Origin of the sequence: Bradyrhizobium sp. CCBAU 45321 (genome assembly GCF_028128975.1) — a bacterium.
GTDB lineage: Bacteria > Pseudomonadota > Alphaproteobacteria > Rhizobiales > Xanthobacteraceae > Bradyrhizobium > Bradyrhizobium yuanmingense.
This window is the reverse complement of record NZ_LFKZ01000117.1, coordinates 19,100-41,303: the sequence shown is the minus strand read 5'-3', so window position 1 is coordinate 41,303 and position 22,204 is coordinate 19,100. Positions and strand designations below refer to the sequence as shown.

Sequence of the window (22,204 nt, the reverse complement as noted above, 5' to 3'; positions counted from 1 at the left end):
GCACGATCGCCCGTCAGCGAACTGCCCTGTCGTTTTGACCAATGATCGAGGTTTCGGCGATGGACCTCAGACGGGCGAGCCGGCATCGCGCCACCAATTCCGGACCAATGGTTAAATCGGCTCCACGGTACTCGCGCCCAAGATTGAGATCTTGCGAAACTCCGCTCAAGGTGCCCGCCACATAGCGTTGAACCACTCGTACATACGCTTCGGCACCGACCATCACGGCTCGGCCAAAAATCGTATGCAAGTCGTCCCCTGGTTCGTATCTCGAATGCACTGTCTCAAAGATCGGCCCGCTGTCGACACCGGACGTGCATTCATGAATGGTCGCACCGAGCATGTCCAACTCGTCGTTGACTACAGGCCAAAAGCTGCACGCGGTTCCGCGATACTGGGGGCTAATACCTGTATGCAGGTTGACACACATATCGCTTGCAGAGTCGAGGACCGCATTCTTCACGACCGACGTGCCGTAAATAAGAATCGCATCGGGGCGCCTCTGCCGCAGGACTTCCAAGCTTTCGGCGCCGTTTATGTCTTCGACATAGTCGATTCGATCAGATGCATAGAATGCTTGAGCCTTTTGCCCCAACAGACTTTCAAGTGACCGAGTTCGGGCCTCATCGTCTCGAATCAACTTGAGAAACACAGCACGGGTTGCTTTTCCTAAGAAGTGCACTAACCCTTTCCGTACGGCGCGCCGCAGTCTTGTCCTCCGTGTCGACCGGTCCACAATGATGCGGTCAATGGAGAGTCCAGCGCAAAGCATGTTTGCGACATAGCGATGTTCTGGGCCATCCCGCGTCAGAATCACTATTCTCTTTTGTTCGGGCTGCGCAGCTACCATAGCCAATCTCTCGCACACCGCAGTACAGGCATAATCCGGAGCTTGAAGGGAATCTCTTCTGGCGCGGCGTTCCCCAGGCTAATCCGATAGAAAATGTCAGCCGCCGGTTTAAAGCGGTTGCTTTTCGCATGCACCAGAAAGATCGCCTTGTGATTACGCCGTGCGGCGCGCAGCGCACCTTCGGTCGCGTCCAATGCATTCCCATAAGGAATACTTAGGCATTGAACCGTTTGTCCGGATAATTTCTCCAGAAGCTCTCGGCTTTGCACGATCTCGGTCTCCAACTCGCTCGATGAAAGCGAACGGAAGAACGTGTGGCTCATCGAGTGGTTTCCTACTTCAATCCCTAAGCTCGCAAACCGCTTGATGTCGGTGATATCAAGAAAGAGCTTCGATGTACGCCGGAGCTCCAATTCGTTGGTGCCCATTGCGGTACACAGCTGCTGCTTCGCCTCCGCAATTTGCGCCTGAGTCCATTTTGAAATCACGTTGGCGATGAGCCTAGAGACTGATGTTGTTCCGGTTTCGTTGATGTTCAGGAGAGCTATCAGTTGCTGTTTACCGAGCACCACCGCTGCCAACGAAAGGATGTTATCCACTGGCAATCTGCTTCCGAGCAACGTTGTCGGATTGACGAAGAACAGCGAAGGTGCGTTTGCCGCTTTCAAGACAGTACTTGCGGTATCGAGGACCGAGCGATATGCGTCATCGAAGGTGATCAGCAAAGGTTTACGCGGCAGAGCGCCGCTTACAAGGTCCGATCCGCTCACCACGTCAAAATGACGCACGAAATACTTGACGTGCTTCTCAAAAACCTCTGGCCTTGTAACAACTCCAAGCTTGCTGGTTAACGGGTCTTCATAGTCCGCGATATGATGATAGACCACAATGGTAACGTCGCGCCGCATCGGTGGCTATCCCTGGCGCGAGCGGGATAACGCGTCCCCTGACGGACGTTCCACAGCAGCTATCTCCTCTGACAGGTTGTTGCGCGGATTGCCGCGCGCGCTCCTCACGCCGACATTGCTCCAGCCATTCACCCAGCGTTGACGATGCTGCCAGACATAGCGCCAGTTTCGCGCCTTTTCACGCAAATCACTTCTGCCGGAGACTAGGCCGGCCGTTCCGTACGCAAGCAAGCGCAGGAGGGGAAGCATCATGTACAGTGACTTGCCTGCGAGAATCGTCGCAGCGGAATTGTGACGCCGCAGCAGCGTGATCCGGCCGGCAAGGACCTTGATGCGTTGCTCTGCTTGATCGGGCTCGGAAGACTGGCCGTAGTGAATGATGGTAGCTGCAGGCGTGATGGTCGGGGATGCACCAAGCTTGCGCGCCCGGCGGCACAAGTCCGCTTCTTCACCGTACATGAAAAACTCGGGGTCAAAGCCGTCAAGTTGCTTCCAAAGTTCGCGGTCTATGAGAAGAAAGCAGCCCGTGACAATGTCGACTGCACGAATGCTGTCACGCTTCCAACCACCGTATCCTTCGGGATTGAAAACCGCGCTGCTGCGCTTCAAGCTGGTCAGACCAGTAGTAAAACAGAAGATGCTCCATAAGGTGGCATCTCCCCAACAGGAGCCAGGATTCAAACGGCCGTCAGACAGCACGGTGCGCCCGCCCCAGATCCCAAAGCGCGGATTCGCATCGGCGAACTCATGCAGATGATCGATTGCGTGATCCAAGATCAGGGTGTCCGGGTTGAGCAGCAGAAACCGGCGCCCCCGCGCCCTCATCGCGGCGATGTTGTTGGCGCCGGCAAACCCAAGATTTTCTTGCGACGCGATGAGCTCGAGCTGAGGGAAGTTCGCGCGAATGGCTTCCGGAGATCCGTCTGTTGAAGCGTTGTCGAAAACGATGACTTCGTAGAGTACCGTCGTTGTTTGTGCCAAGATCGATCGAATACATTCGAGCGTCATGGTGCGCGTGTTGTAGCTCACGATGATGATCGAAATGTCGGGCTCAGCGGCTCGATAAATGGCATCCGGCATGGGATTCAGTCTCGTGCGATACGTCAGGACCCACTCCCGCTCAATGTTCGACCGAACCCATCTTCGACAACCAACTTGCTCGAGCGCGACTTGTCAGCTCGTCCTTCCGAAGGTCGCCAACGCCGCGCGCGACCCCGGATCGCGTACCATTTTACCACGCGCCTCCACTCCAAATCCCAGCTCAAATGGAAACGACAGCTCTCCGTCTTCTGTAAGGCATAACCTACCGGAGCTCACGAATTAAACATTTATATTATTAAATTGGTTTAATTTGCAAGCTGATATTTCATAACGAGCGACCTTAATCCGAGGATGCAAGCCGCGAGCGTCCAAAAGCGCGGGGGCCTGGCAGGAAAATGGATCAGCGGATCCGAGGCTGAGGAAGCAAACTGCCCGGGACGAGCCGGCCATTGACGATGGTTGCACTCCTGACGTTCTCCCATTTGGTGATCGTCATCATTCCGCCGCCCGCATTGTTGATCAGAAATGCGCCGTATAGGAACGGGCCAACGAAATACACATCCTTCAGGGAGACGGCGACGTTCATGCCATCGGGATGCATTCGCAACCCATACGGTCCACCCCAGAACAAGACGTTCTCAAAGCTAACTGAGCCCCCTAGTCCATCAGCATAGAAGAATCCGGCCGTTGCATTGGTGTTGTTATAGGTCTTGAATGTTGTATTGCGAACCGTGATGGTGTTGGTTTTGCCAGGATCATAACACTGAAGCCCGTCTGCGTGATCGCCCGGCAGACCTTTGGTCTCGATGTAAACGCCATCAATCTTGATGCCGCCAGCACCGTCGGTGCCAATACACCGGAATCCCTCGTTGGATCGAATCCGCGAATTTTTCAGAGTGCAATCGCCGCAAACGACCGAGCTTCCATCGTTGTTGTGATCCCAGGAACGATGCTCGACGACTTCACCGTTGCTGAAGAACTTCCCGTAACGGGTGTATGGCTCGGAGGCATTTCCAGCAAAGCGGGCGTCATCAAATGAGAGTGGAGGAGTCGACGCCGGAGCAGGAAAAGGCGAAGGCGAGGAGGCAGGACCTGGCGCTTGGCTGGTGGAAAGTGATTGATCCGCCAGTGCGGAACCGGCGTAACACAAGCCGGCGATTATCTGCGCCCAGCCAAAGCCTCGCCAACGCGTTACTTTCTTCACGGATTTCCCCTTCAAACGATTGCGACCATGCGGATTGCGCGTGCCAGAGACCGCAGGCGATCTTAACCAGAGACATTTCATTGAATGGCTGTCGGGCTCACGCTCCCTTCCCGTCGGTTCTCGCCCAAAGAATGTGCCGTGGCATTTGCACCCGAACCCAGCGATAGCGAACTTGCGACCATGGTTTGATTTCGGGTGAGAGATTGTCGAGGACGAAATCGCCATTTCGCGTGCGCACGAGAAGCACGAGGTGGTGCTCTCCAGAACTGACGACGACTTCGCTCAATAGCAGGACTCGCGCAGGCCAGCCGCGCCGAAGCAATTCGTGGCGCTTGCTCACCGCGTAGTCATTGCAATCGCCATGCTTGGGGTTGATGACCCATTCCTCGCCGGCAAGGCCGAGCTCGTTGCGCGCCGGCACGATGGCGAGATTGACCGCGCGATTGACCTCCTGCAGAGCCGCCCAGCGGTCCTCGGTCAGCCGGATCGGCCCGCCGCGGAACGAGCGCGGCGGAGGACATTCCGCCTCGTAGCGCAGGCAGAACACGGTGTACGCAAGGGGCGGCAGCGTCGGGTTTCCCAGTTCGATGTGCTGCACTGCCCGCGGCGTCGCCGGCAAAGACAGGCGCCCAGCTCCTGCCCATTGAACTCCTCCGAGCATGATAGCGACCGCCACGACGGAGCCGAAGGTTCGATACATCTGCCGATCCCCTCGCAAACGCAAGACTGAGGCTCGGATCCGCTGGCAGGGCTGACATTGTCAGCCCCGCGGCAACCACATTTCTTCTTTAATTTATTTAATTTAATTGTCAATTCAATATAATGGCCGAGCCAAAATAATCCGTTTTGCGCATTATCAATACGGCCACACCAGATCCCCCGCAGACGCATGCCGTTGCGGGCGCATCGCCGGCCGCTATGAGTTGCTCGGCTGCGCTCAGAATTAAGGCGACAATTTAACGATTCCGACGAATTAATCGTTGATTCAATGCGCCCCTCGGCAGATCGTATTCCGAACGACCCTCCCCCCTCACGATCGAGATTGCGCGCGCATGCCGGAAGAACTGCTCGTCATTCTGGGGGCTGAAGCCATCCTGCTTGTCTTCGTCACAGCGATGACTCTGCACAGCAAACGAATGGATGTGCTGAGCGGGCTGCATCGCCGGGCGGTTAGCAGGTCCGCCGGCCGACACAGCAAGCCTGCGCCATACTCGGTCCGTGCGCGCGCAGGGGCTTTGCTGCCGCCGCTGACGACGTGGGTCGGTACTGCCAGGCTCACCCCAGCCAATCTCTCGCGGCTGCTCAGACACGCCCAATCAAGCCTGACGAAGGTGCGAAAACTGTCCACCCTCGTGGCTCGTTCCTGGCGGCCAGAGGCCCCTCAAGCCACGCCGTCCACCTCCAGGCGCATTGCAGGGGCTCGTCGTCAGCTCGGTGCTCGTTGATGCGGCCAACGCATCACCTTTTTTGATCGCGACCTCGGTGGTCGCTGATCTGCAGCCCCGAGTGCGCGTGCACTCGGGGCTGTGTCATTTCACCCAGCAAGGGCTCAGCGCTCTTTGAATGCGCGCTGCGCCTGATCGTGTAGCGGCTTGAGCAGGTAGGACAGCGCGGTCCGCCCTGCCGTCTTGATGAAGACCTCGACGGGCATGCCGGGCAGCAACTTGGCCGAGCCGAGCTTCGCCAGCTCTTCCGTCTTCAGCAAGACGCGGCCTGTGTAGTAACTCGTGCCGGCACGCTGATCCTGCGTGATGTCTGCCGAGACCATGCTGACCTCGCCGTCGATTTCGGGCGTGGTCTTCTGGTTGAATGCTGCGAAGCGCATTGTCGCGGTCTGCCCCACGTAGACCTGGTCGATATCCTTCGGTGCGATCTTGACTTCGACCGCGAGCGAGTCCGCGTCAGGGACAATCAGCATGATTTGCTCGCCCGGAGAGATCACCCCCCCGACCGTATGGACGCTGAGCTCGTGGACCCGACCGGATTGTGGCGCCCGGATATCGACCCGATTCAACTGATCCACCGCCGCAGTCTTGCGCTCGCCCAGCTCGGAGAGTTTCGAACGGGTTTCGATCAAGTCCTTGCCGACCTCGGTTCGGAGGTCCTGGTCGACCTGAATGATCTGGAGTCCGATTTCGGAGATCTTGCCCTTCGACTGAGCGATCATTCCTGCGAGCTGGCTGCGCTCGCCCTCGATGCGGGCGGAGTCGCGCTCGAGGGAATTGAGCCGGGTGATCGGCACCAGGTTCTTCTGCCAGAGGCTGCGCACGCCCTCCAGCTCCTGTCGGATGAATTCCACTTCCTTCTGCTTGGCCTCCGTCTGCCCCATATAGCCCTTGATTTCGTTCTCCAACTGCGCACTCTTCTCCTGCAACTGCGCTTTTTGGCCGCTCCTCGCCTGACGACGCAGATCGAACAGCTTCCGCTCCGCGGCGATTGCACGGCTCGCCTCGGAGTTGCTTTCTTTGGCCCGGTCGAGCAGTACCTTTGGAAACACGACCTGCTCGGCACTATCGCGCTCGGCCTCGAGACGGGCCTGCCGCGCCAGCAGTTCGTCAATGCTATTCGTGACGATCGTTGCATTCGCGAGCGTCTGCGTCTCGTCGAGGCGGATCAGGATGTCGCCTGCATTCACCCGATCGCCCTGGCGCACGCGCAACTCTCCGACGATTCCACCCGTGGCGTGCTGGACCTTCTTGACGCTCGAATCCACCACGACCACGCCCTGCGCGATCACCGCGCCCGACAACTGGGAAGTCGTCGCCCAGCCGCCGACCCCAAAAGTCACCAAAGCGAACATGATCATTCCGACGATCATGTAACGTTGGATGGACTGCAACGCCGGCGCTACCTGATCGTTCATCGGCCGCCTCCTTGAGCTTCTGCGACGACCTTCAGCGGCACCGGAGTCCGCAGCACTCTCTTGAGTACCTCCTCTCGCTTGCCGAAGGACTGAACTCTGCCTTCGCCGAGGCACAATACATGGTCCACACCTTCCAGCGCCTTCGGCCGATGAGCGACAACGGCCACAATCCCTCCGCGGCGTCGCACGTTCAGGATCGCCTCTGTCAGAGCCTCCTCGCCCTCCGCATCGAGATTGGAAGAGGGTTCGTCAAGCACGACCAGGAAGGGTTTGCCGTAAAAAGCGCGCGCAAGCGCGATACGCTGCCGCTGCCCCGCCGACAGCGCCAGCCCTCCCTCGCCGATCTTCGTGCTGTACCCGTCCGGCAGTGAGAGGACGAGGTCATGCGCGCCCGCGGCGCGGGCGGCTTCCAGAACAGCGGCGGCGGTTGCGTTCGGGTCGAAGCGTGCAATGTTCATCGCAATGCTGCCGTCGAACAATTCTACGTCTTGGGGCAGATAACCGATGTGCTTGCCGAGGTCGTCCGAAGACCAGTGATCGAGGGCGGCGTTGTCGAGCCGGATCCTGCCTCGAATGCACGGCCACACGCCAACCAACGCACGCGCCAGCGTCGACTTGCCGGATCCGCTCGGACCGATGATTCCGACCGCCTGCCCACTCCGCAGCTGGAATGACACGTCGCTGAGAGTGGGTCTTTCGGAGTTCGGAGCACCGATATAGAGGTTCTCGGCGCTAAGGGTTTCAACAGGCGCAGGCAATGCCAACCGCTCCTCCTCCTGAGGGAGAAGTTTCAGCAAGTAATCGAGCCGTTGTCCCGATTGGCGCGCCGCGACGAACCCCTTCCAGTTCGCAATTGCCATTTCGACAGGCGCAAGGGCCCTCGCGGTGAGGATCGATCCGGCAATGATGATGCCGGCCGTCGATTCCTGGTTGATGACGAGGACGGCGCCAACGGCAAGAACCAGCGATTGCAAGATCGCGCGGAAAATCTTCGAGGCACCACCGAGTCCGTTTGCGACATCGCTGGCCCGTTCATGGGCTGCGAGGTACTTTGCGTTGGCATCCTGCCAACGCAAAGCCGCTTGTTGCCGCATACCCATGGCCTGCAGAACTTCGGCATTGCGCCGTCCCTCAAGCGCGAGGGCCGTTCGCGAAATGGCAAGACGCGAGCTCGCCTTTGCCGGACCTCGGGTACGCGTTTCCGTGAGCATCGTAATGCCGACCAGCACCAACGCACCAGCCAGCGCAGTGATGCCAATCCAGAAGTGAAAGAGGAAGCAGACGCCGAGATAGATCGGCATCCAGGGCAGATCGAAGAGCGCCGTCGGCCCTCCGCTCGACAGGAAGCTGCGGACCTGATCGAGGTCCCGCACCGGCTGCAGGCCGTCGCCATCCGCTCGGGTCTTCAAAGGCAGGCGAACAAGAGCGTCGAAGATGCGAACCCCGAGACTTTCATCGAAATACCGTCCCACCCGGGCGCTGATCCTGCTCCTGACGAGGTCGAGACCGCCCTGAAACAGGTAAAGCACCGTCGCCAGAGCCAACAGGGCGACAAGAGTCGGTATGCTGCGTCCGGGCAGCACCCGATCATAAACTTGCAGCATGAAGAACGAGCCGGTGAGCATGAGTAGGTTGCTCATGCCGCTGAAGGCCGCTAGCGCCCAGAAAATCCGGCGGCAAGACCGCAGGAACGCCGACAATTCTGACTGCGACTCGTCATAGTGATCCACTGGCCGGGGTCGACCAGGGAATATCCGTGGCCGCAGCACTTCGATCAGGCCCTTTGCCCGGCCGATCAGTTGCGACGTCCGCCGTTGAGCGTTTTCCGCCCACTGCCGTCCGGCTGACCAGAGTCCTGATATGTGAAGAAATGGAATTCGATAGAGATTTGCGGGCGGGGGGAATACCCCCCGCCGTCCAAAGTCAATCATGGCTTCTGCCCCTGAAACGCGCCTTTGTTGGAAGATCCCTCAAGAGATCCCCCAAGGCAGTTGTTGAAGATTGCTCTCTGTGGATGCCGTCCCCTACGCGAAGTGGAAGTCGTTGCTGGTCAACGAGCCGAGCTTGGCGTTCTTCAGCGTGAGCGTATCGCTCCCCGTCGCGATCACGACATCGGTGCCGGACTGGGTCGCGTGGGAAAGAACGCTGGCAAAACTGTCGAACACACTCTTGCTGAACTCGATCGTGTCGTGAGCAGGTCCGCGGGCAACGAAGCCCTTGATGACGTCGTTGCCGAAGTTCGCGCCAAACACGAAAGTATCGGCCTGGCTGCTGCCAACGAAGGTGTCATCGCCGGAAGTGCTGGTCAGGGTCGTGTTGCCCGGCGAAGCGATGAACGTACTGCCCGCAATAGCCGCGTTGCTACCGGTTGCAGTGGACGACGTAGCTACGCTGGACGTACCGATCTGCCCGTCACTGTTCAGGTCCTGATGGAAGCTGGTCTCCAGCGTCTTGAGGCCAGAGTCCGTACCCGACACCGAGCCACCGTCTGTGGAGCCGGTCAGGGAGCTGACATGAGACACGTAGTTGCCGTTATTGTCGGTGTTCCACGCCGTGTACTGACCGGTGCTCGTCTCCTTCCAGGCAACTTGATAGCCCGTCGCCGTCTTCTCCGCGCCAATGGGAGTCCAGGTGCCATCGGACCCGCCCACGAAATCCACGCCGTTATCCTTTAGCGTCGGGCCAGTGCCGGTGCTGCCGTTGAGGTAGTATTTGCCGCCACTCTCAACGAGACTTGTCACACCAGCCGATTCGACGACCTTGCCAGTCGTCGGGGTTGGCGACGTCGGGGTGGTCGCAGTGGAAGTACCTACCTGCCCGTCACCGTTCAGATCCTGATGGAAGCTCGTCTCGAGCGACTTAAGGCCAGAGTCCGTACCCGACACCGAGCCACCGTCTGGGGAGCCGGTCAGGGAGCTGACATGGGACACGTAGTTGCCGTTATTGTCGGTGTTCCACGCCGTGTACTGACCCGTGCTCGTCTCCTTCCAGGCAACCACATAGCCCGTCGCCGTCTTCTCCGCACCGATGGGAGTCCAGGTGCCATCCGACCCTTTCACAAACTGCACACCGTTATCTTTCAGCGTGGGGCCCGATCCGGTGCTGCCATTGAGGTAATATTTGCCGCCGCTCTCAACGAGAGTTGTCGCGCCAACTGACTCGACTACCGTGCCGGCAGTCGGCGACGTCGGTGACGTCGGCGAGGTCGGTGTGGCTGGCGCCGAGCTGCCGGTGATGCTGGCGGTGAACGCAGTGGACGCCGGGCCGGCATTGCCTGCTGCATCCGTTGCCGTCGCGGTAAGGCTGTGCGAACCGGCCGCAAGGGCGCTGGTTGTATAGCTCCATCCGCCGGTGCTGTTGGCAGTCGCGGTCCCGATCTGGGTCGTGCCGTCGAACACCTTCACGACGCTGCTCGCTTCGGCACTGCCCGACATCACCACCTGATTGGCGGTGTTCACGGTATGGCTGGCAATGGTCGGCGCAGTCGGAGCCTTGGTATCGACAGTGATTGCCAACGCAGACGACGCCGCGCTGGTCTGACCCGACGAGCTGGTCGCCGTTGCGGTCAGCGTATGTTTGGCGTCGGTCAGGACCTTGGTGATGTAGTCCCAACTGCCGCTCGAGTCCGTAGTCGTCGAACCAATTTGGGTCGTACCGTCGTAGATCTTGACCGTGCTGCCGGCAGCCGCGGTGCCCTTGAGCTCGATGGTATTGTCGTTGGTAATCTTGTCGCCAGCGGTGCCGCTGTCGGTCGAGAACGACGCGATAGTCGGAGCATCCGGCGCGGTCGGCGTGCTGGGTGCGGTCGGTCCTTCTACCGGAAGGGGAGGCGGGATAAGATCGCCGGGGATGAGTTGACCGTCCACGATCGTGGCGTAACGAACATTCTCCCATTGCGTGATGTGTATGTTCGCATTGACCTCCTCCAACCAGAGCGCGCCATACGCAAATGGCCCCACAAAATACACGTCCTTGAGGGCGAGGTAGTCATCGTGACCGGCTCCTGCGTCCGCGGCAATGCGCAGACCAAATGGGCCACCGTCGAACACCACGTTATTGAAAGTGAACGTTCCGCTATAACCATCTGCGATGAACAGCCCAGCAGTGGCATTCTGGTCGTGCGATACAATCGTCGAGTTTGTAATGGTCAGATTCCCGGTGGCGCCGGGAGCATAGGCCTGAATTCCGTCGGCGTGATCGCCCGACAGTCCCGTTGTCTCGATGTACGAATTGTTGATGGTGACATCACCGCTGCCCCCAATGCGCACGCCTTCCCTTGAAGAAATACGGACGTCGTCGATGGTGAACGAGCCGCTCCCTCCGACGGCGACAGTGTCGCTCTGGTCGGAAATGCTCACACCCGAAATCGTCTCTCCATCTTGAAGCCAGACCGTCCCCGAATTGGTCTGGTCGCTAAACATCGGATCATTCCATGTCAGAGGAATGGATGCCATCTAGTTTTCTCCTGTTAATTTCAATCTAGTTTGCCCCTGGTACGCGCCCAATTGTTTCCCCAAGCGACGCGACCCCAAGTGCGACTCTGCTGGCGCAGCGCCGTTGGAGTGCGTCTTCCCGGCGGGTGGAGGCTTTTTTGCGACGACACGACGGCTCACCCAAGGTAATTTCCTGAGCTACCCTAGACACATTCGCATCGCGCGAATTAAATGCCGGAAATTTCTTCAGTCCGATCAACCACTCGTGCACCGCATTGAACGAGTGCCACACGGAGCGATCGAAGATATACAAAAGTATGCCGGAATCGATGTTACGCCTTCGCCACTCGACAACAGCTTACTAGGAGCGTCGTCGACGGCGCCACAGCAGAAAACCAATTAAATAGTTCGATCCACAAGATTATCTGCCGCTAAATACGACATAACTTTTGTCTCGGACAATCAAGAGAGCGACCGTTCAGCAAGGGCATTTGAGCACACATCGCGCTGCGAACAATCCGAACCGTATGGCACGATTCAGGTAATGGCCCATCCAGCGCCATCCGCAAAGCGCCAAGCAAAGCGAATGCCGTTGCGGACACACCACTCAGATCGAGAGTTACGAGCGCGCGCCGATTATCCTGATCGTTGATGTCCCCGAGCCCAGCACACAACCACCTGCTGCCCCGGCAAAGTCGCAACGCGCGGACGTTCGATCAGGTCCCGCCGGCGACTACCGTCGCGTCCGACTGATGCAAAGTCAGGCCACTGTCGCCGGTCTGCACCGATCAGAAGCTCAGATCTCGGAAGCTCGCGTCAAGGAACTCGGCAACGTGCTTTCTCGCCAATAATGCGTTCAAGCCCGCGATCTGCTTCTCATCGATAGCTCGACTGCTGACAGATTTCACGTTTGCCACAACATTCGACGGATTGGACGAGAAAAAGATGACGATCCCGTTTTGATTTGCATTCAGCGCATGAGCCAGCAGTAGATGAGCCAGTTCTGTCGAATCGCGTGGATCTACCTGCGTCAGCGAACGCCATTCAGCTGCAATCCGCTCATCGGACAACAATCTATCGAGCAGTACTTTAAATCGGCTGGTAAGGGACGAATGCGTAATCACGAGGCGGTTGGTTGCCGGAACTTTCCTAACGTTCATATTCCAGATGGCACTTGGAATCTGCACAACGTCGAACAGGGCTGCATTCCTTTGGAGGATGGACATCGTCTCCTCCATGCCTGTCGCTATGCCAACGGCGCGAACCTTCCCTTCACGCTTAAGATCATCGAGAAAACGGATCAGGTCCGTTTCCTCTATGTCGGCAGCGCTGCACTCGTGTAGGAGTAGAATATCGAGATAATCTGTACGCAATTCCTTGAGACTGGTCTCGACACTTTTTCGGAACTCCACGAGACCAAAGGCTCCGAAACGCGGCAGATAGTTGGACGGCACAGGCAGGTAATTCTTTGAACTTGGTGCGACATTGTGCAGAAGCCGAATGCTGCGACCCATTGCGCGGACATGAAGTGCGCGACTTTGTGGGACAATGCCCGCCTTGCTTGCCAGAACCAGGCGCTGCCGCTTTCGCGCCGCCAACTCTCCCAGAATGCTCTCTGCGCGACCGGCACCGTACATTCGCGCAGTATCAAAATATGTGACCCCACAATCCATGGCTGCTTCGAGCAACTTAAGAGCCTCACGGCGGGTTCGTCGCTTGCTCAACAGTGCGCCGGATCCAAAACCTAGGGGAAGCATGTTTCGCGGAAGGATTTCTCGAAACGGCGCGGCAGCAGCAACCGTCATGACGCGCCTCCGGCTAGGCCGAATGCAGCTTCTCGCTTTGGTTGGGCGACGGTGCCCACCGCGTGATGGCATGCGCGCGCGGTTAGAGCGAGAATGGTCAACGTGGGATTTTGCGTGCCCTGGGACGGGAAACAGGCGCCATCCGTAACGTACAATCCCTGTGCGTCCCAGCACTGGTTGTTTGGATCGAGCACGGAGGTCGCGGGGTCGACACCCATCCGGGCGGTCCCGCATTCATGAATCGCGGAGCCAGGCGGGGCCGGCCGTTCATTGACGCGGCTCAACGTCACGCCAGCTGTTGCGGCGATCTCGCGTATGGCAGCTGCCTGATCGCGGGCACGCGCCAAGTCTGCTTCGCTATAGCGGCAGTCGATATGCAATACGGGGATTCCCCATATATCCCGTCGCGTAGGATGTAGCGTTACTCGGTTTTCGGCACGAGGAAGCATTTCACCGAAGCTAACCGCGGTAAAATGGGAGCGCCCGTGCCCTCCTGGAAATTGATACAACTGCACGCCAAAACCTCGCCCGCCGAGGGGCGCGGGCCTGTCGCGCGCATCGAAGCGTGGAAGGTAAATCGCGCATCCATCTTCGAGCACTGGACTGGGCTTCAGCGATGCCCCCCCACCCCACCCAGTTACGACAATATGGTCCATCAAGTAGCGCCCCAGCGCGTCAGATCCTGCACCTAGCCCCTGGTCCCCTTTGGATGAACGTGAAAGCAAGAGTATTCGGGTCGACTCTAACGAGGACGCGCACAGAAAGACCAACGGAGCGGAAGCCCGTACGTCGGCTCCACTTTGCTGATCGAACCAGACTACGCCGCGTACGCGACCTGATCGATCAACATCGATTTGCCGTACGACTGCGCCCTCACGGCATCGAAGGCGCCCTGTAAGAGCAGCAGTTTCCAAGGCATCCAGCGGTGCCGCAAAGCGCGTGAGCATCGGCCGCGAGCGAGGCCACCGTGCGCGAATCGCTGCCATCAGCGCGAACTGATTCAGTGAAGGGGCAAGTTCTCGCGAGAGGTGACTGTCAGGCTGCCATGGTACGCCATCCATGGCACCGGCAAGCGCTAGCCGTCGCTCGACCATCGAATACCAGGGGTCCAACTCACCCGGCTCTAGCGGCCAAGGCTCGCTCAATCCATCGCACGGCGTAAGGTCGGAGGAGTTCAGCCGATAGTATTGCCGGCCGTGCCCTGGAAGGCCCACGCGTCCGCCGAGCGTTCGCGCGCGTATCCAGACAAAAGGTTGGTTCCGTGGCGTCACGTAAGGCAGGTCATGATCGTCTACAAACGAGTCCGGTGCTCGGCCCCAGATGCTGCAGCGAGATTGGACGGGCTGGCGCAACATGCCGAGGCCTCTCAAGGCCATCTTGCCAAAGGGAACGACCGCAGGAGGGAGCAAGCGAAGTGTCGCAGGGTCCGCGAGCCTACGGCTCACGCTGGCTATGGCTCGGCGCATCCCGGTCGTTCGCGGCGAATTCTGCCACCCGGCCTCGAGCACGAGCACGCGCAGGCCAGCCTCGGCGAGTAAGAGCGCCGCCAATCCTCCGGCGGCTCCCCCGCCGATCACGATCGCATCCTGCGCTCCGGCGCGCTGCAACTCCTCAATCGTCGTGGTACCTAATACACCTGAAAGCGCCGGCCCGATCTGCATAACAACTCCCTTCAGGCGAAAATTGGTCGAGGGCTAGCATGCCAAACGGATAGCGATGGGCCACCAGCTGTAAGCAGCGATTTAAGACAAATGCATCGACGAACCCGGTAACCGAGTGCCCCGGGTCTAAGCCTTAGGCGCAACCGCCCCGGCAATGCACGCAATGAAAGGGAAATTATCGCTTGGGCAAGTTCTGCAAAACCACTACTCATGGCTTTGATTTTCTGTGACAAATTGAAAAATACAAATAATGATAGGCGCAGTTAAATACGTCCGTCAACTGTTAATAGGCATTTAATTTCTGCACTGCACAACCCAACCCATTTCTCGGAATATCTGGGGTGTGTAGCTCCTGCCAAAAAGGCACACGGGAAGACCCAATGTGGCAGCGTCCAGCCATTACCTAATGATGCTCGCGCGTTGACAGCGGGGGCGAGTTACCGGGGACGTGCCGTGATTCTGCGGGGCGTGGTACTTTCGATCCGATCACCGAAGGATAGGAGCCAAGACGTTTGCGGTAATCGTTCCTTGGCGGCCCACGGACAAAGGTTCGAGATGCGCCAGCGAATTGGCTGGGCGAAAGCTCACCTCACAGGTACCATGAAATCCGCAGTTCTCGCCTGCCGTACACTCTTGATCTGTCGATAACTTCACCTGTATTAAACTATCTGACGTCGAATACGCGTTGGCAGGTTGGGAATGCTCGCAGCACTTCACTACCACGCATGGCGCCGGGTGCGCGCCGCGTACTATGCCTTCGGATTGGCCCGGCTGCCTTTTGGCGACGCGCTGGGGCGCGCCGTTAGCGAGTGGGAGACTGCGCAGGGGTTCGGTGACAGCCCAAAAGCAAAATCCACTTGGGACGCCGAGTACAGCGATGGTCTCTGGACCTACATGCAGCGCGAAGTAGCTCGCTACTGGACACTCATTGGTTTCATGGACGCTTTTAGACGTGGCGGCGAGTACCTGGAAATCGGCTGCGGAGACGGCATGCTATTCGAGCGCTTCAAGCAGCTTGGATATGAACGCTATGTCGGAGTGGACATCTCTGACGTGGCAATCGAGAAGCTCCGTCTGTACAACGACGATCGCACTGACTTTTCTCAGGCTGACGGCGACGTGTACGAGCCCGACGGCCGTTTCGATGTCATCGTCTTCAACGAGTCTCTCTTCTATTTGCGCGACCCCGTTCGGTCGCTCGAGCGCTACGCACAATCACTCAAACCGGGGGGCTGCATCATCGTCTCGAACTACACCGCATCGCGGCGATCATTGGCAGTGTTGCGGGAGGCAAAGCGCGCATTCGAGGTGATCGACGAGGCCAAGACGACTCAACGAGCGATGTCCTGGCTTTGCACAGCACTGAAACCGCCCAAATACTAAAGCGCTAGTGATACCGCAAGCGCATCAGTTGGCGATAGAGCCCGAGCCTTGTGCTGATTTTCCAGGAAACGCCGCGCATCGCATCCGGATCGCGCAAGTGGCGGCGCATGTACTCCGCATCCATGTTGTTCGTCAGACAAAGGCGGGAGTACAGAAAAGATTCGAAGCCGCGATGATATCCAAGCTGGATTGTAAAGAGGTGTGTGTAGCCAGCCCTCAACGCCGCCTCCCAGACCCGTCGGGAAAACCGTCCATATGGGAAAGCGAAGAGAGCTACCTGTCGGCCGAGGCGATCCTCGAGCATCGACTTGGACACACCGAGCTCGCGCTCGAGCTCTGCGTCCGAGACAGTCGTCAAATCGACGTGGGCCATGCCATGTGAGCCGATTGCAACACCCCCCTTTGCAAGCTCTTCGATCATCTCCCAACTCATACGTCCCGGCGAGCCTACAAAATCTACCGGGATAAAGGACATGAAACCCGGAATACGACCGGCCGTCATGTAACGGGCGTAGACATGCGTATAGTCCGAAAGAAATCCATCGTCGAAAGTCAACAGGACCGTGCCGGTGCCGTAGGATGTCGGATCGGAGCAGTGCTCCAGAAAACTCCGAGGCGAGACCAGCGCTTCCCCGCAAAGTGCGAGATGCGCTTCGAACGTTTCATGAGTCAGGCACCACGCGTTCGACGGCGAGGCTTCCACCAGCTCATGATAGTTCAAGACGATCATAGAGTTTCTATCAGATCTGAAACCCGCCGGGCCCAAGCCTGCCAGTTCAATCGGGCCTCGAAGGCGTCGCGGCTTGATTGTCTCAGGCGTGCCAGCCGATCCTGGTTAGCAAAGGTCTCGAAGATGACCGCCGCATAGTCCGCCCTCGTCGCTTTCGGTGGCAACAACAAGCCCGTCTCCCCGTTGCGGATAGCACAGGGGACGCCGCCAGTGGCCGGCGCAATGCTCGGTACTCCATGGGCTGCGGCTTCACAGAACACGATTCCATAGCAATCCGCCCGGGTTGGCAGCAGAAATAGATCCGCGTCCCGATACAGTTGATCCAATCGGTCGCGCTGTTCGCGATCACGCTTGTCGAGATAAGGGATGATCGTCAGGCCATCCTGAGCGACTGGCTTCGGCGGAGTACATCCGCAGATCACGAGCTCCGCTTCCATGCCCCTCTTCCTCAGTTCAGCGAGGACGCCGACCGCGATGTCAGCGCCCTTCTCCTCCCAGTTGGCGCCAATGAAGAGGAGACGGCAGGGACCCGGCTTGCGGCAACCTAGCACGGAGGCACGATCCGGCGCTTCTTCGAGGTTGGCGCCCCAAGGAATGACATGCACCCGGCTACGGTCGGCACCGTAGTCCCTGATGGCAGATTCGGCTGCCCATTCCGACGGGTAGAGGATCAGATTCGCACGCGCGATCGTGTCCCGCTCCACGCGTTCAGCGACGTCCCGAGCACCTCGCGACAAGTTTCGATAGTTGGGATGGTAGTTCTCAATGAGCCGAAAGGTCGCGTCGGACGCATAGACGAGCGGAACGCCGTTAGGCACACTCCATGCAAAGGTAGACCCGGCCGGCGCGAAGACGATATCGGGCGACACCGCTCGGATTTTACGCGCTGAGTCCGCGGCATATTGTGCAACGACCGCCCCCGCATGCAAAGGGGAACGACCGCGCCCGCGAAAGGCACGGCAAAGCCTGGAATACGCCTTGTAGAGAGGCAGTATCGGTGCGCTCAAGGGACCGATATGGACCACCTCGTGACCCTCACCTGCGAGCGATCTCGACATGTGAAACGGGGTACCGGACCAGAACCTGACCAGGCGCCCATCCCCGATCGTGGCGAATGCAATCCGCCGTGCCGCCGGCCTGTCGGAAATGTGTTTCTGAGTCATTCTATTCCCGCACACACGGCCATCGACCACTTCGCCGGAAAGATCTCTCATGGAGCGAGCGAGCGATCGCTGGATAGAAGTAGCTTTTTCAAACCCGCAGTAAGCGACAGAGGTATAAGAGCCACGCCGGCTCTCATAACGAGAGGTACGTGCCCCGTTTCGGCAAATCCTCGAGCGTAGGTTGAGATCGATTTCATTCGTCTTCCCGAGTGCAGATAGATCCATCCCAGATCCTTGCAATGCCGAGCGATTGCACGATTTGCCGCCTCGAGTGCTTCGCGATCTCGCCGAAGCCCCTTCTTCTCGCTCACTGCCAGCTGCAGCAAGGACAACTTATCCTCCTCCTGGAGTCTCGATAGGGTTGAATCCTCGAGCACCCGCATAACTGCAAGCTTGCGATCGACGTATCCAAATCCGTAATGCTTCGAGATTCTCAGGTACAGTTCCCAGTCCTCGCCCGAACACCATGATTCATCATAACCTCTAAACTCATCCAGAACAGTACGCCGGATCAATACCGCAGTCGGTTTGATAGGCACTTCTTCCAACAAACACAGATACATCTCACGGCTGCTGAAGAGAACAACATCGAAATCAGAGCGCGCGCGCGATGCGAGCAGTTTCGGAAATGCACGCATGCTTGAAACAATTGACGAGACGGATTTGCCGCGATCGACCTCAACGTCACAGAACACCGCGCCAACCTGACGATGACGCAGCAAAACATCGACGAGACTGCTGAGCATCTCCGGCTTCCACAGGTCATCCGAATCCAGATGAGCAATGATATCGCCGTTGGCGGCCTTTATGCCCGTGTTGCCTGCCGCACTGACCCCGCGATTGCGATCGTGCCGAATGTAACGCACTTTATCGCTTCGAAACTGTTCCACCGCCGCGGCCGTGCCGTCTGTAGATCCATCATCAACGACGATTATTTCAAAATTCCCATACGTCTGATTCAAGGCACTCTCGATCGCTTCGCCGATGATGTACGCACGATTGAAAGTTCGTATGATAATGGAAACTTTCATGCTTTAGTCCTGCGCAGCGAGAAATCCTGATCGGCATCCCTGCCAGCGTAATGACCTCGCGGTCCACCGTCCTCAAATGCCTCCGCTAATGGGGTCGCACCTCGTTTGCGCCGCTGGTGCGGCTCTATCGCGCAATATCGCGGTCTCCGCGAGGTTCGCTCGCATTCCGGTAAACACGGCGATGAGGATCCAACAGATGCCCCAAAAGTGCACAATGAACCCTAGAAAAGCGATCGTCGTTATTACAATTCCGAGCGCCACTGATAGCCGTCGCTCTTCGGAAGTAAGACTAGGCGATTTGTCGATCGAGCCGAGCCAGCATGCGCTGGCAATTGTCAGAAGGATCAACGCGCTCCCCGGAATTCCATACGACATTGCGGTGGCAAGCCAAAAGGCATCCACGCTCGAACTCACGAGCGCGCCATGCGACTGCCAATTCCAGTCGCCGTTCAAACCAATTCCGAAGATCGGCGAACCGAGGACCACAGGCCCTCCCGTGTCCCAAATTGCTTGACGGGCCCAGGCCGCCTCCGGGCTTACTCCGCTGAGTCGCACAAGGGTTGCGACCGGGCTGCCCGAGAAAGTGAAAACAACAAGGAGTAGAGCGGTTACACACAACCCGACTAACTTCCATCGGGCAGTGAAGCGAGGGCTTGCAGCATAGAAACTCGCCAGCGCAAACCCGATCAGATAAGCCAGCAATGGACTGCGCGCCTGCGAAAACCACACACCGATGAGGGCGATGCCCGCCACACCCCAGCCGAGTGCCTGGTGCCTGAACGTAGTGAAGGCCACGACCCCAAACCAAACGCAAACAGCACCGAACAATATGGAATGCTCGAGCGGCCCCATGGCGCGAGCGACACCATCCCGGTAGAACGTGTCAGCCCTGATTGCCAATGGTCCATCGTAACTGAGCTTCGTATAGCCAGTAATACCTTTGATGAACTCATAGGTGAACAGCTTATCACTCAGCGGGTCGAGAAGCGCTATGCCGACGATCAGAATCATCAGCTTGCAGGAGAACCGTGCTATTCGAACGGAACTATCGACCGGACCGAGGAGAAACCGGAACGTCAAGTATGCGCCCACAAACGCAAGCGCCTCGATTCCGGCTCCTTTAAAACCTGCCGGACCATCAGTGACTGTGGCAGCCAACATCATCCAAACGCCCGCAAGCGGGGCCAAGATATCCGATGGGACGCAGACGACGGTTCGCGTGCCTAGACGCTGTCCAAGCTGCTGTAGCGCGGCGATGAAGGAGCAGAAAATTAGAACTCGAGCAACCGAGAGGCGAAAATCGCCGACGAAGAAAGACAACCCTTCGGGCAAAAAAATAGCGACCAACAATAACTTCAGATACAGTTCGGTCCCCCAACGCGACGCCCCCGCCGCGCGAACAACTGGACTCCGCTGCCGACCGTACAGATACGTAAGCTGAGAACCCGGCTCCAATTCTAAGCTTTTGCGAGTCAACGCGAGTACCTCAAATATCTGAGACGTTTCTGCAAACAGCCAACGCGCTCGAAGCCGAGGCGCCGCACAAAGGGACGGTTCCTCGCTACGAGGCGCTTCATTTCGTCGTCTCCAGGGGAGTCGCCAGGAAGTCACGACGCAGGCGGCTCGCTACGCTGGGTGAAATCAAGGCGTAAACCAGCGCCTTATAGTAGTGCGGATCCGCTGGGTGCAAACACGCGCATTGCCAACCCGTCTTTAATGCAGACAACCGACGGTTCGACTTACGCCAATCCAGCACGCTCTTGATGAAATGGGCGGCGATGTTGTTGTCTAGTAAACTGTTGTTAGACCGTCTGTAGCCGCACATCGCATCCGCGCAGCCCTGCTCAAACCGCAAACCGCGCCGCTCGCATGCTCGCTTGAAGACATCGACCTCAAACTGCTTCCGCCAGGTTGGCGCCCGCCGGCTGAGGGAATTGGGAAGAATGCGGTAGGCATAGAGGCACTCCCCCAATACGACCATCGGATGCACCTCCCCGATTCTCCATATGTAATCGCAGGTCTCGGCAACCATTAACGACGGCTCGAACCGGATATCGCCAACCAACGACATTCGAAACATTCCCGTGGGATCGAGAGCCGGCATTTGAAAGGCTCTGATCTCGGACTGGCAGTCGCTCTCGCTTTTCGGCGAAAACACGGGTGCCATGAATCTCTCGTTGATGATGAGCTCGTTACCACAAAATACGGCAGCCAAATGCGGGCTGTTGAGCAGCGCACGAACCTGCTTTTCTATTCTTGTTGGATAGCTGATGTCGTCCGCGTCTTGAATTGCGTAAAACTCGCCACGGATCTGATCGAGCGCTCGATTGACAGCAACAGGCTTGCCTGAGTTCGCTTGATGGATCACGCGAACGCGCTCATCTACCAGCAAATCCTGAACTGAGCTGAAGCAGCCGTCCGAACTACCATCGTCGACGATGAGAATATCGAGATTCCTGTATGTCTGATTAATTATGCTCAATAGCGACGGTCGAAGATACTTGCCGGCGTTGTACACGCACATCACGACCGTAACCAAGGGGCCTTCGGCCATTCCTCCAGCCTTGGGCGGATGTGCCTTGGACATCACGAAATGCTCCTGGTCAGTCGAGCCTGACACGCCAGCGCCATCTGCAAGACCTCCCGGTTCGCTGGCCCAGACTTTTGCAATGCTTCAGCGCACAAGCCAAGAATGCCTTTCTCGGGTTCCGCCGGTGACGCAGTCCGCAAGCACATCAAACTTCGCCTACTCACCGCTTTGTCTGCGCTCAAGAATAAACCTCGGCGTCACCTCGGGAGGCATGGCATACCGCCTGTCAGACCCGGAGCCCCTCGGAAGGCCCCCTCGCCGCCCAACATAATTAAATCGATTTTAAATTTCAATCGCCTTCTGATTAAATGCAGCAAAAGCGTCTTTGGTTATATTATAACAGGGGGCTTCGACTGAAGTACCGGCCCCGCACCCCCGATCACGCTCCACATTCACGGGGTGCGGCCGGCGAAGCCCACGCCGGCGCAGCCTGATCCCCCGGCAATGCGGACTTCGGTTGACTACAGAGAGAGTTCCTGGGATTAAAACATGCGGCCGTCAACGATTTAATTTGGACAACATTCAATTTGTTTATTATATTC

At 58.0% G+C, this 22,204-nt stretch carries 16 protein-coding genes; 1 reads left to right on the top strand and 15 read right to left on the bottom strand.

The genetic code is table 11. From position 1 onward, the window contains the following. Positions 1-13: 13 nt before the first annotated feature. From ACM43_RS14905 to ACM43_RS38940, 10 genes are all read right to left on the bottom strand, one after another. Positions 14-850, bottom strand: coding sequence for a formyl transferase (locus tag ACM43_RS14905; protein ID WP_271540830.1), 837 nt, complete (start codon positions 848-850; stop codon positions 14-16). After that, complete coding sequence (locus ACM43_RS14900) at positions 844-1,758, bottom strand: polysaccharide deacetylase family protein (protein WP_157287847.1); 915 nt, start codon at positions 1,756-1,758, stop codon at positions 844-846. The genes ACM43_RS14905 and ACM43_RS14900 overlap by 7 nt, the downstream gene beginning before the upstream one ends. Before the next feature lie 6 nt (positions 1,759-1,764). Then, entirely contained in the window at positions 1,765-2,838 is a 1,074-nt protein-coding gene (locus tag ACM43_RS14895; protein ID WP_157287845.1) for a glycosyltransferase family 2 protein, read from the bottom strand. Between the two features lie 361 nt (positions 2,839-3,199). After that, the gene (locus ACM43_RS14890; protein ID WP_271540827.1) at positions 3,200-4,003 is read right to left on the bottom strand and encodes a hypothetical protein; all 804 of its coding nucleotides are present in this window, start codon (positions 4,001-4,003) and stop codon (positions 3,200-3,202) included. Positions 4,004-4,100: 97 nt separating this feature from the next. Then, entirely contained in the window at positions 4,101-4,622 is a 522-nt protein-coding gene (locus tag ACM43_RS14885) for a transglutaminase-like cysteine peptidase (protein WP_333919223.1), read from the bottom strand. 930 nt (positions 4,623-5,552) lie between these two features. Then, the gene (locus tag ACM43_RS14880; protein ID WP_271540823.1) at positions 5,553-6,866 is read right to left on the bottom strand and encodes an HlyD family type I secretion periplasmic adaptor subunit; all 1,314 of its coding nucleotides are present in this window, start codon (positions 6,864-6,866) and stop codon (positions 5,553-5,555) included. After that, a complete protein-coding gene (locus ACM43_RS14875) occupies positions 6,863-8,797 on the bottom strand; it encodes a type I secretion system permease/ATPase (RefSeq protein WP_271540821.1) in 1,935 nt (644 codons plus the stop codon). Before ACM43_RS14875 ends, ACM43_RS14880 begins: the two co-directional genes overlap by 4 nt. Before the next feature lie 93 nt (positions 8,798-8,890). Beyond that, positions 8,891-11,320, bottom strand: coding sequence for an Ig-like domain-containing protein (locus tag ACM43_RS14870; protein ID WP_271540819.1), 2,430 nt, complete (start codon positions 11,318-11,320; stop codon positions 8,891-8,893). A gap of 767 nt (positions 11,321-12,087) precedes the next feature. Next, a complete protein-coding gene (locus tag ACM43_RS14865) occupies positions 12,088-13,104 on the bottom strand; it encodes an aldo/keto reductase (protein WP_271540817.1) in 1,017 nt (338 codons plus the stop codon). Continuing rightward, positions 13,101-14,765 carry an FAD-dependent oxidoreductase gene (locus ACM43_RS38940; protein WP_442869309.1) on the bottom strand — a complete coding sequence of 555 codons (1,665 nt, stop codon included), beginning with the start codon at positions 14,763-14,765 and terminating at the stop codon, positions 13,101-13,103. Before ACM43_RS38940 ends, ACM43_RS14865 begins: the two co-directional genes overlap by 4 nt. Before the next feature lie 699 nt (positions 14,766-15,464). Between ACM43_RS38940 and ACM43_RS14860 the strand changes: the two genes are divergently transcribed. Next, the gene (locus tag ACM43_RS14860) at positions 15,465-16,148 is read left to right on the top strand and encodes a class I SAM-dependent methyltransferase (protein WP_057029397.1); all 684 of its coding nucleotides are present in this window, start codon (positions 15,465-15,467) and stop codon (positions 16,146-16,148) included. Positions 16,149-16,152: 4 nt separating this feature from the next. Here ACM43_RS14860 and ACM43_RS14855 read toward each other — a convergent pair whose 3' ends face one another. The 5 genes from ACM43_RS14855 to ACM43_RS14835 all read right to left on the bottom strand — a co-directional run bounded on the left by ACM43_RS14855 (position 16,153) and on the right by ACM43_RS14835 (position 21,659). Further along, positions 16,153-16,878 (bottom strand): polysaccharide deacetylase family protein, encoded by a 726-nt coding sequence (locus tag ACM43_RS14855; RefSeq protein WP_271540815.1) that lies wholly within the window; start codon positions 16,876-16,878, stop codon positions 16,153-16,155. Beyond that, the gene (locus ACM43_RS14850; protein WP_271540813.1) at positions 16,875-18,041 is read right to left on the bottom strand and encodes a glycosyltransferase family 4 protein; all 1,167 of its coding nucleotides are present in this window, start codon (positions 18,039-18,041) and stop codon (positions 16,875-16,877) included. The genes ACM43_RS14855 and ACM43_RS14850 overlap by 4 nt, the downstream gene beginning before the upstream one ends. Before the next feature lie 47 nt (positions 18,042-18,088). Further along, complete coding sequence (locus ACM43_RS14845; RefSeq protein WP_271540811.1) at positions 18,089-19,072, bottom strand: glycosyltransferase family 2 protein; 984 nt, start codon at positions 19,070-19,072, stop codon at positions 18,089-18,091. Between the two features lie 72 nt (positions 19,073-19,144). After that, positions 19,145-20,419, bottom strand: coding sequence for an O-antigen ligase family protein (locus ACM43_RS14840; protein ID WP_271540809.1), 1,275 nt, complete (start codon positions 20,417-20,419; stop codon positions 19,145-19,147). Between the two features lie 226 nt (positions 20,420-20,645). Next, positions 20,646-21,659 (bottom strand): glycosyltransferase family 2 protein, encoded by a 1,014-nt coding sequence (locus ACM43_RS14835; protein WP_271540807.1) that lies wholly within the window; start codon positions 21,657-21,659, stop codon positions 20,646-20,648. Positions 21,660-22,204: the final 545 nt, after the last annotated feature.

Coding starts and splice junctions, on each gene's coding strand:
- ACM43_RS38940 (WP_442869309.1), bottom strand. CDS start 14,765: ATGCAGATCGGGCCGGCGCTTTCAGGTGTATTAGGTACCACGACGATT.
- ACM43_RS14895 (WP_157287845.1), bottom strand. CDS start 2,838: ATGCCGGATGCCATTTATCGAGCCGCTGAGCCCGACATTTCGATCATC.
- ACM43_RS14905 (WP_271540830.1), bottom strand. CDS start 850: ATGGTAGCTGCGCAGCCCGAACAAAAGAGAATAGTGATTCTGACGCGG.
- ACM43_RS14875 (WP_271540821.1), bottom strand. CDS start 8,797: ATGATTGACTTTGGACGGCGGGGGGTATTCCCCCCGCCCGCAAATCTC.
- ACM43_RS14835 (WP_271540807.1), bottom strand. CDS start 21,659: ATGTCCAAGGCACATCCGCCCAAGGCTGGAGGAATGGCCGAAGGCCCC.
- ACM43_RS14860 (WP_057029397.1), top strand. CDS start 15,465: ATGCTCGCAGCACTTCACTACCACGCATGGCGCCGGGTGCGCGCCGCG.
- ACM43_RS14870 (WP_271540819.1), bottom strand. CDS start 11,320: ATGGCATCCATTCCTCTGACATGGAATGATCCGATGTTTAGCGACCAG.
- ACM43_RS14865 (WP_271540817.1), bottom strand. CDS start 13,104: ATGACGGTTGCTGCTGCCGCGCCGTTTCGAGAAATCCTTCCGCGAAAC.
- ACM43_RS14900 (WP_157287847.1), bottom strand. CDS start 1,758: ATGCGGCGCGACGTTACCATTGTGGTCTATCATCATATCGCGGACTAT.
- ACM43_RS14855 (WP_271540815.1), bottom strand. CDS start 16,878: ATGATCGTCTTGAACTATCATGAGCTGGTGGAAGCCTCGCCGTCGAAC.
- ACM43_RS14850 (WP_271540813.1), bottom strand. CDS start 18,041: ATGACTCAGAAACACATTTCCGACAGGCCGGCGGCACGGCGGATTGCA.
- ACM43_RS14845 (WP_271540811.1), bottom strand. CDS start 19,072: ATGAAAGTTTCCATTATCATACGAACTTTCAATCGTGCGTACATCATC.
- ACM43_RS14880 (WP_271540823.1), bottom strand. CDS start 6,866: ATGAACGATCAGGTAGCGCCGGCGTTGCAGTCCATCCAACGTTACATG.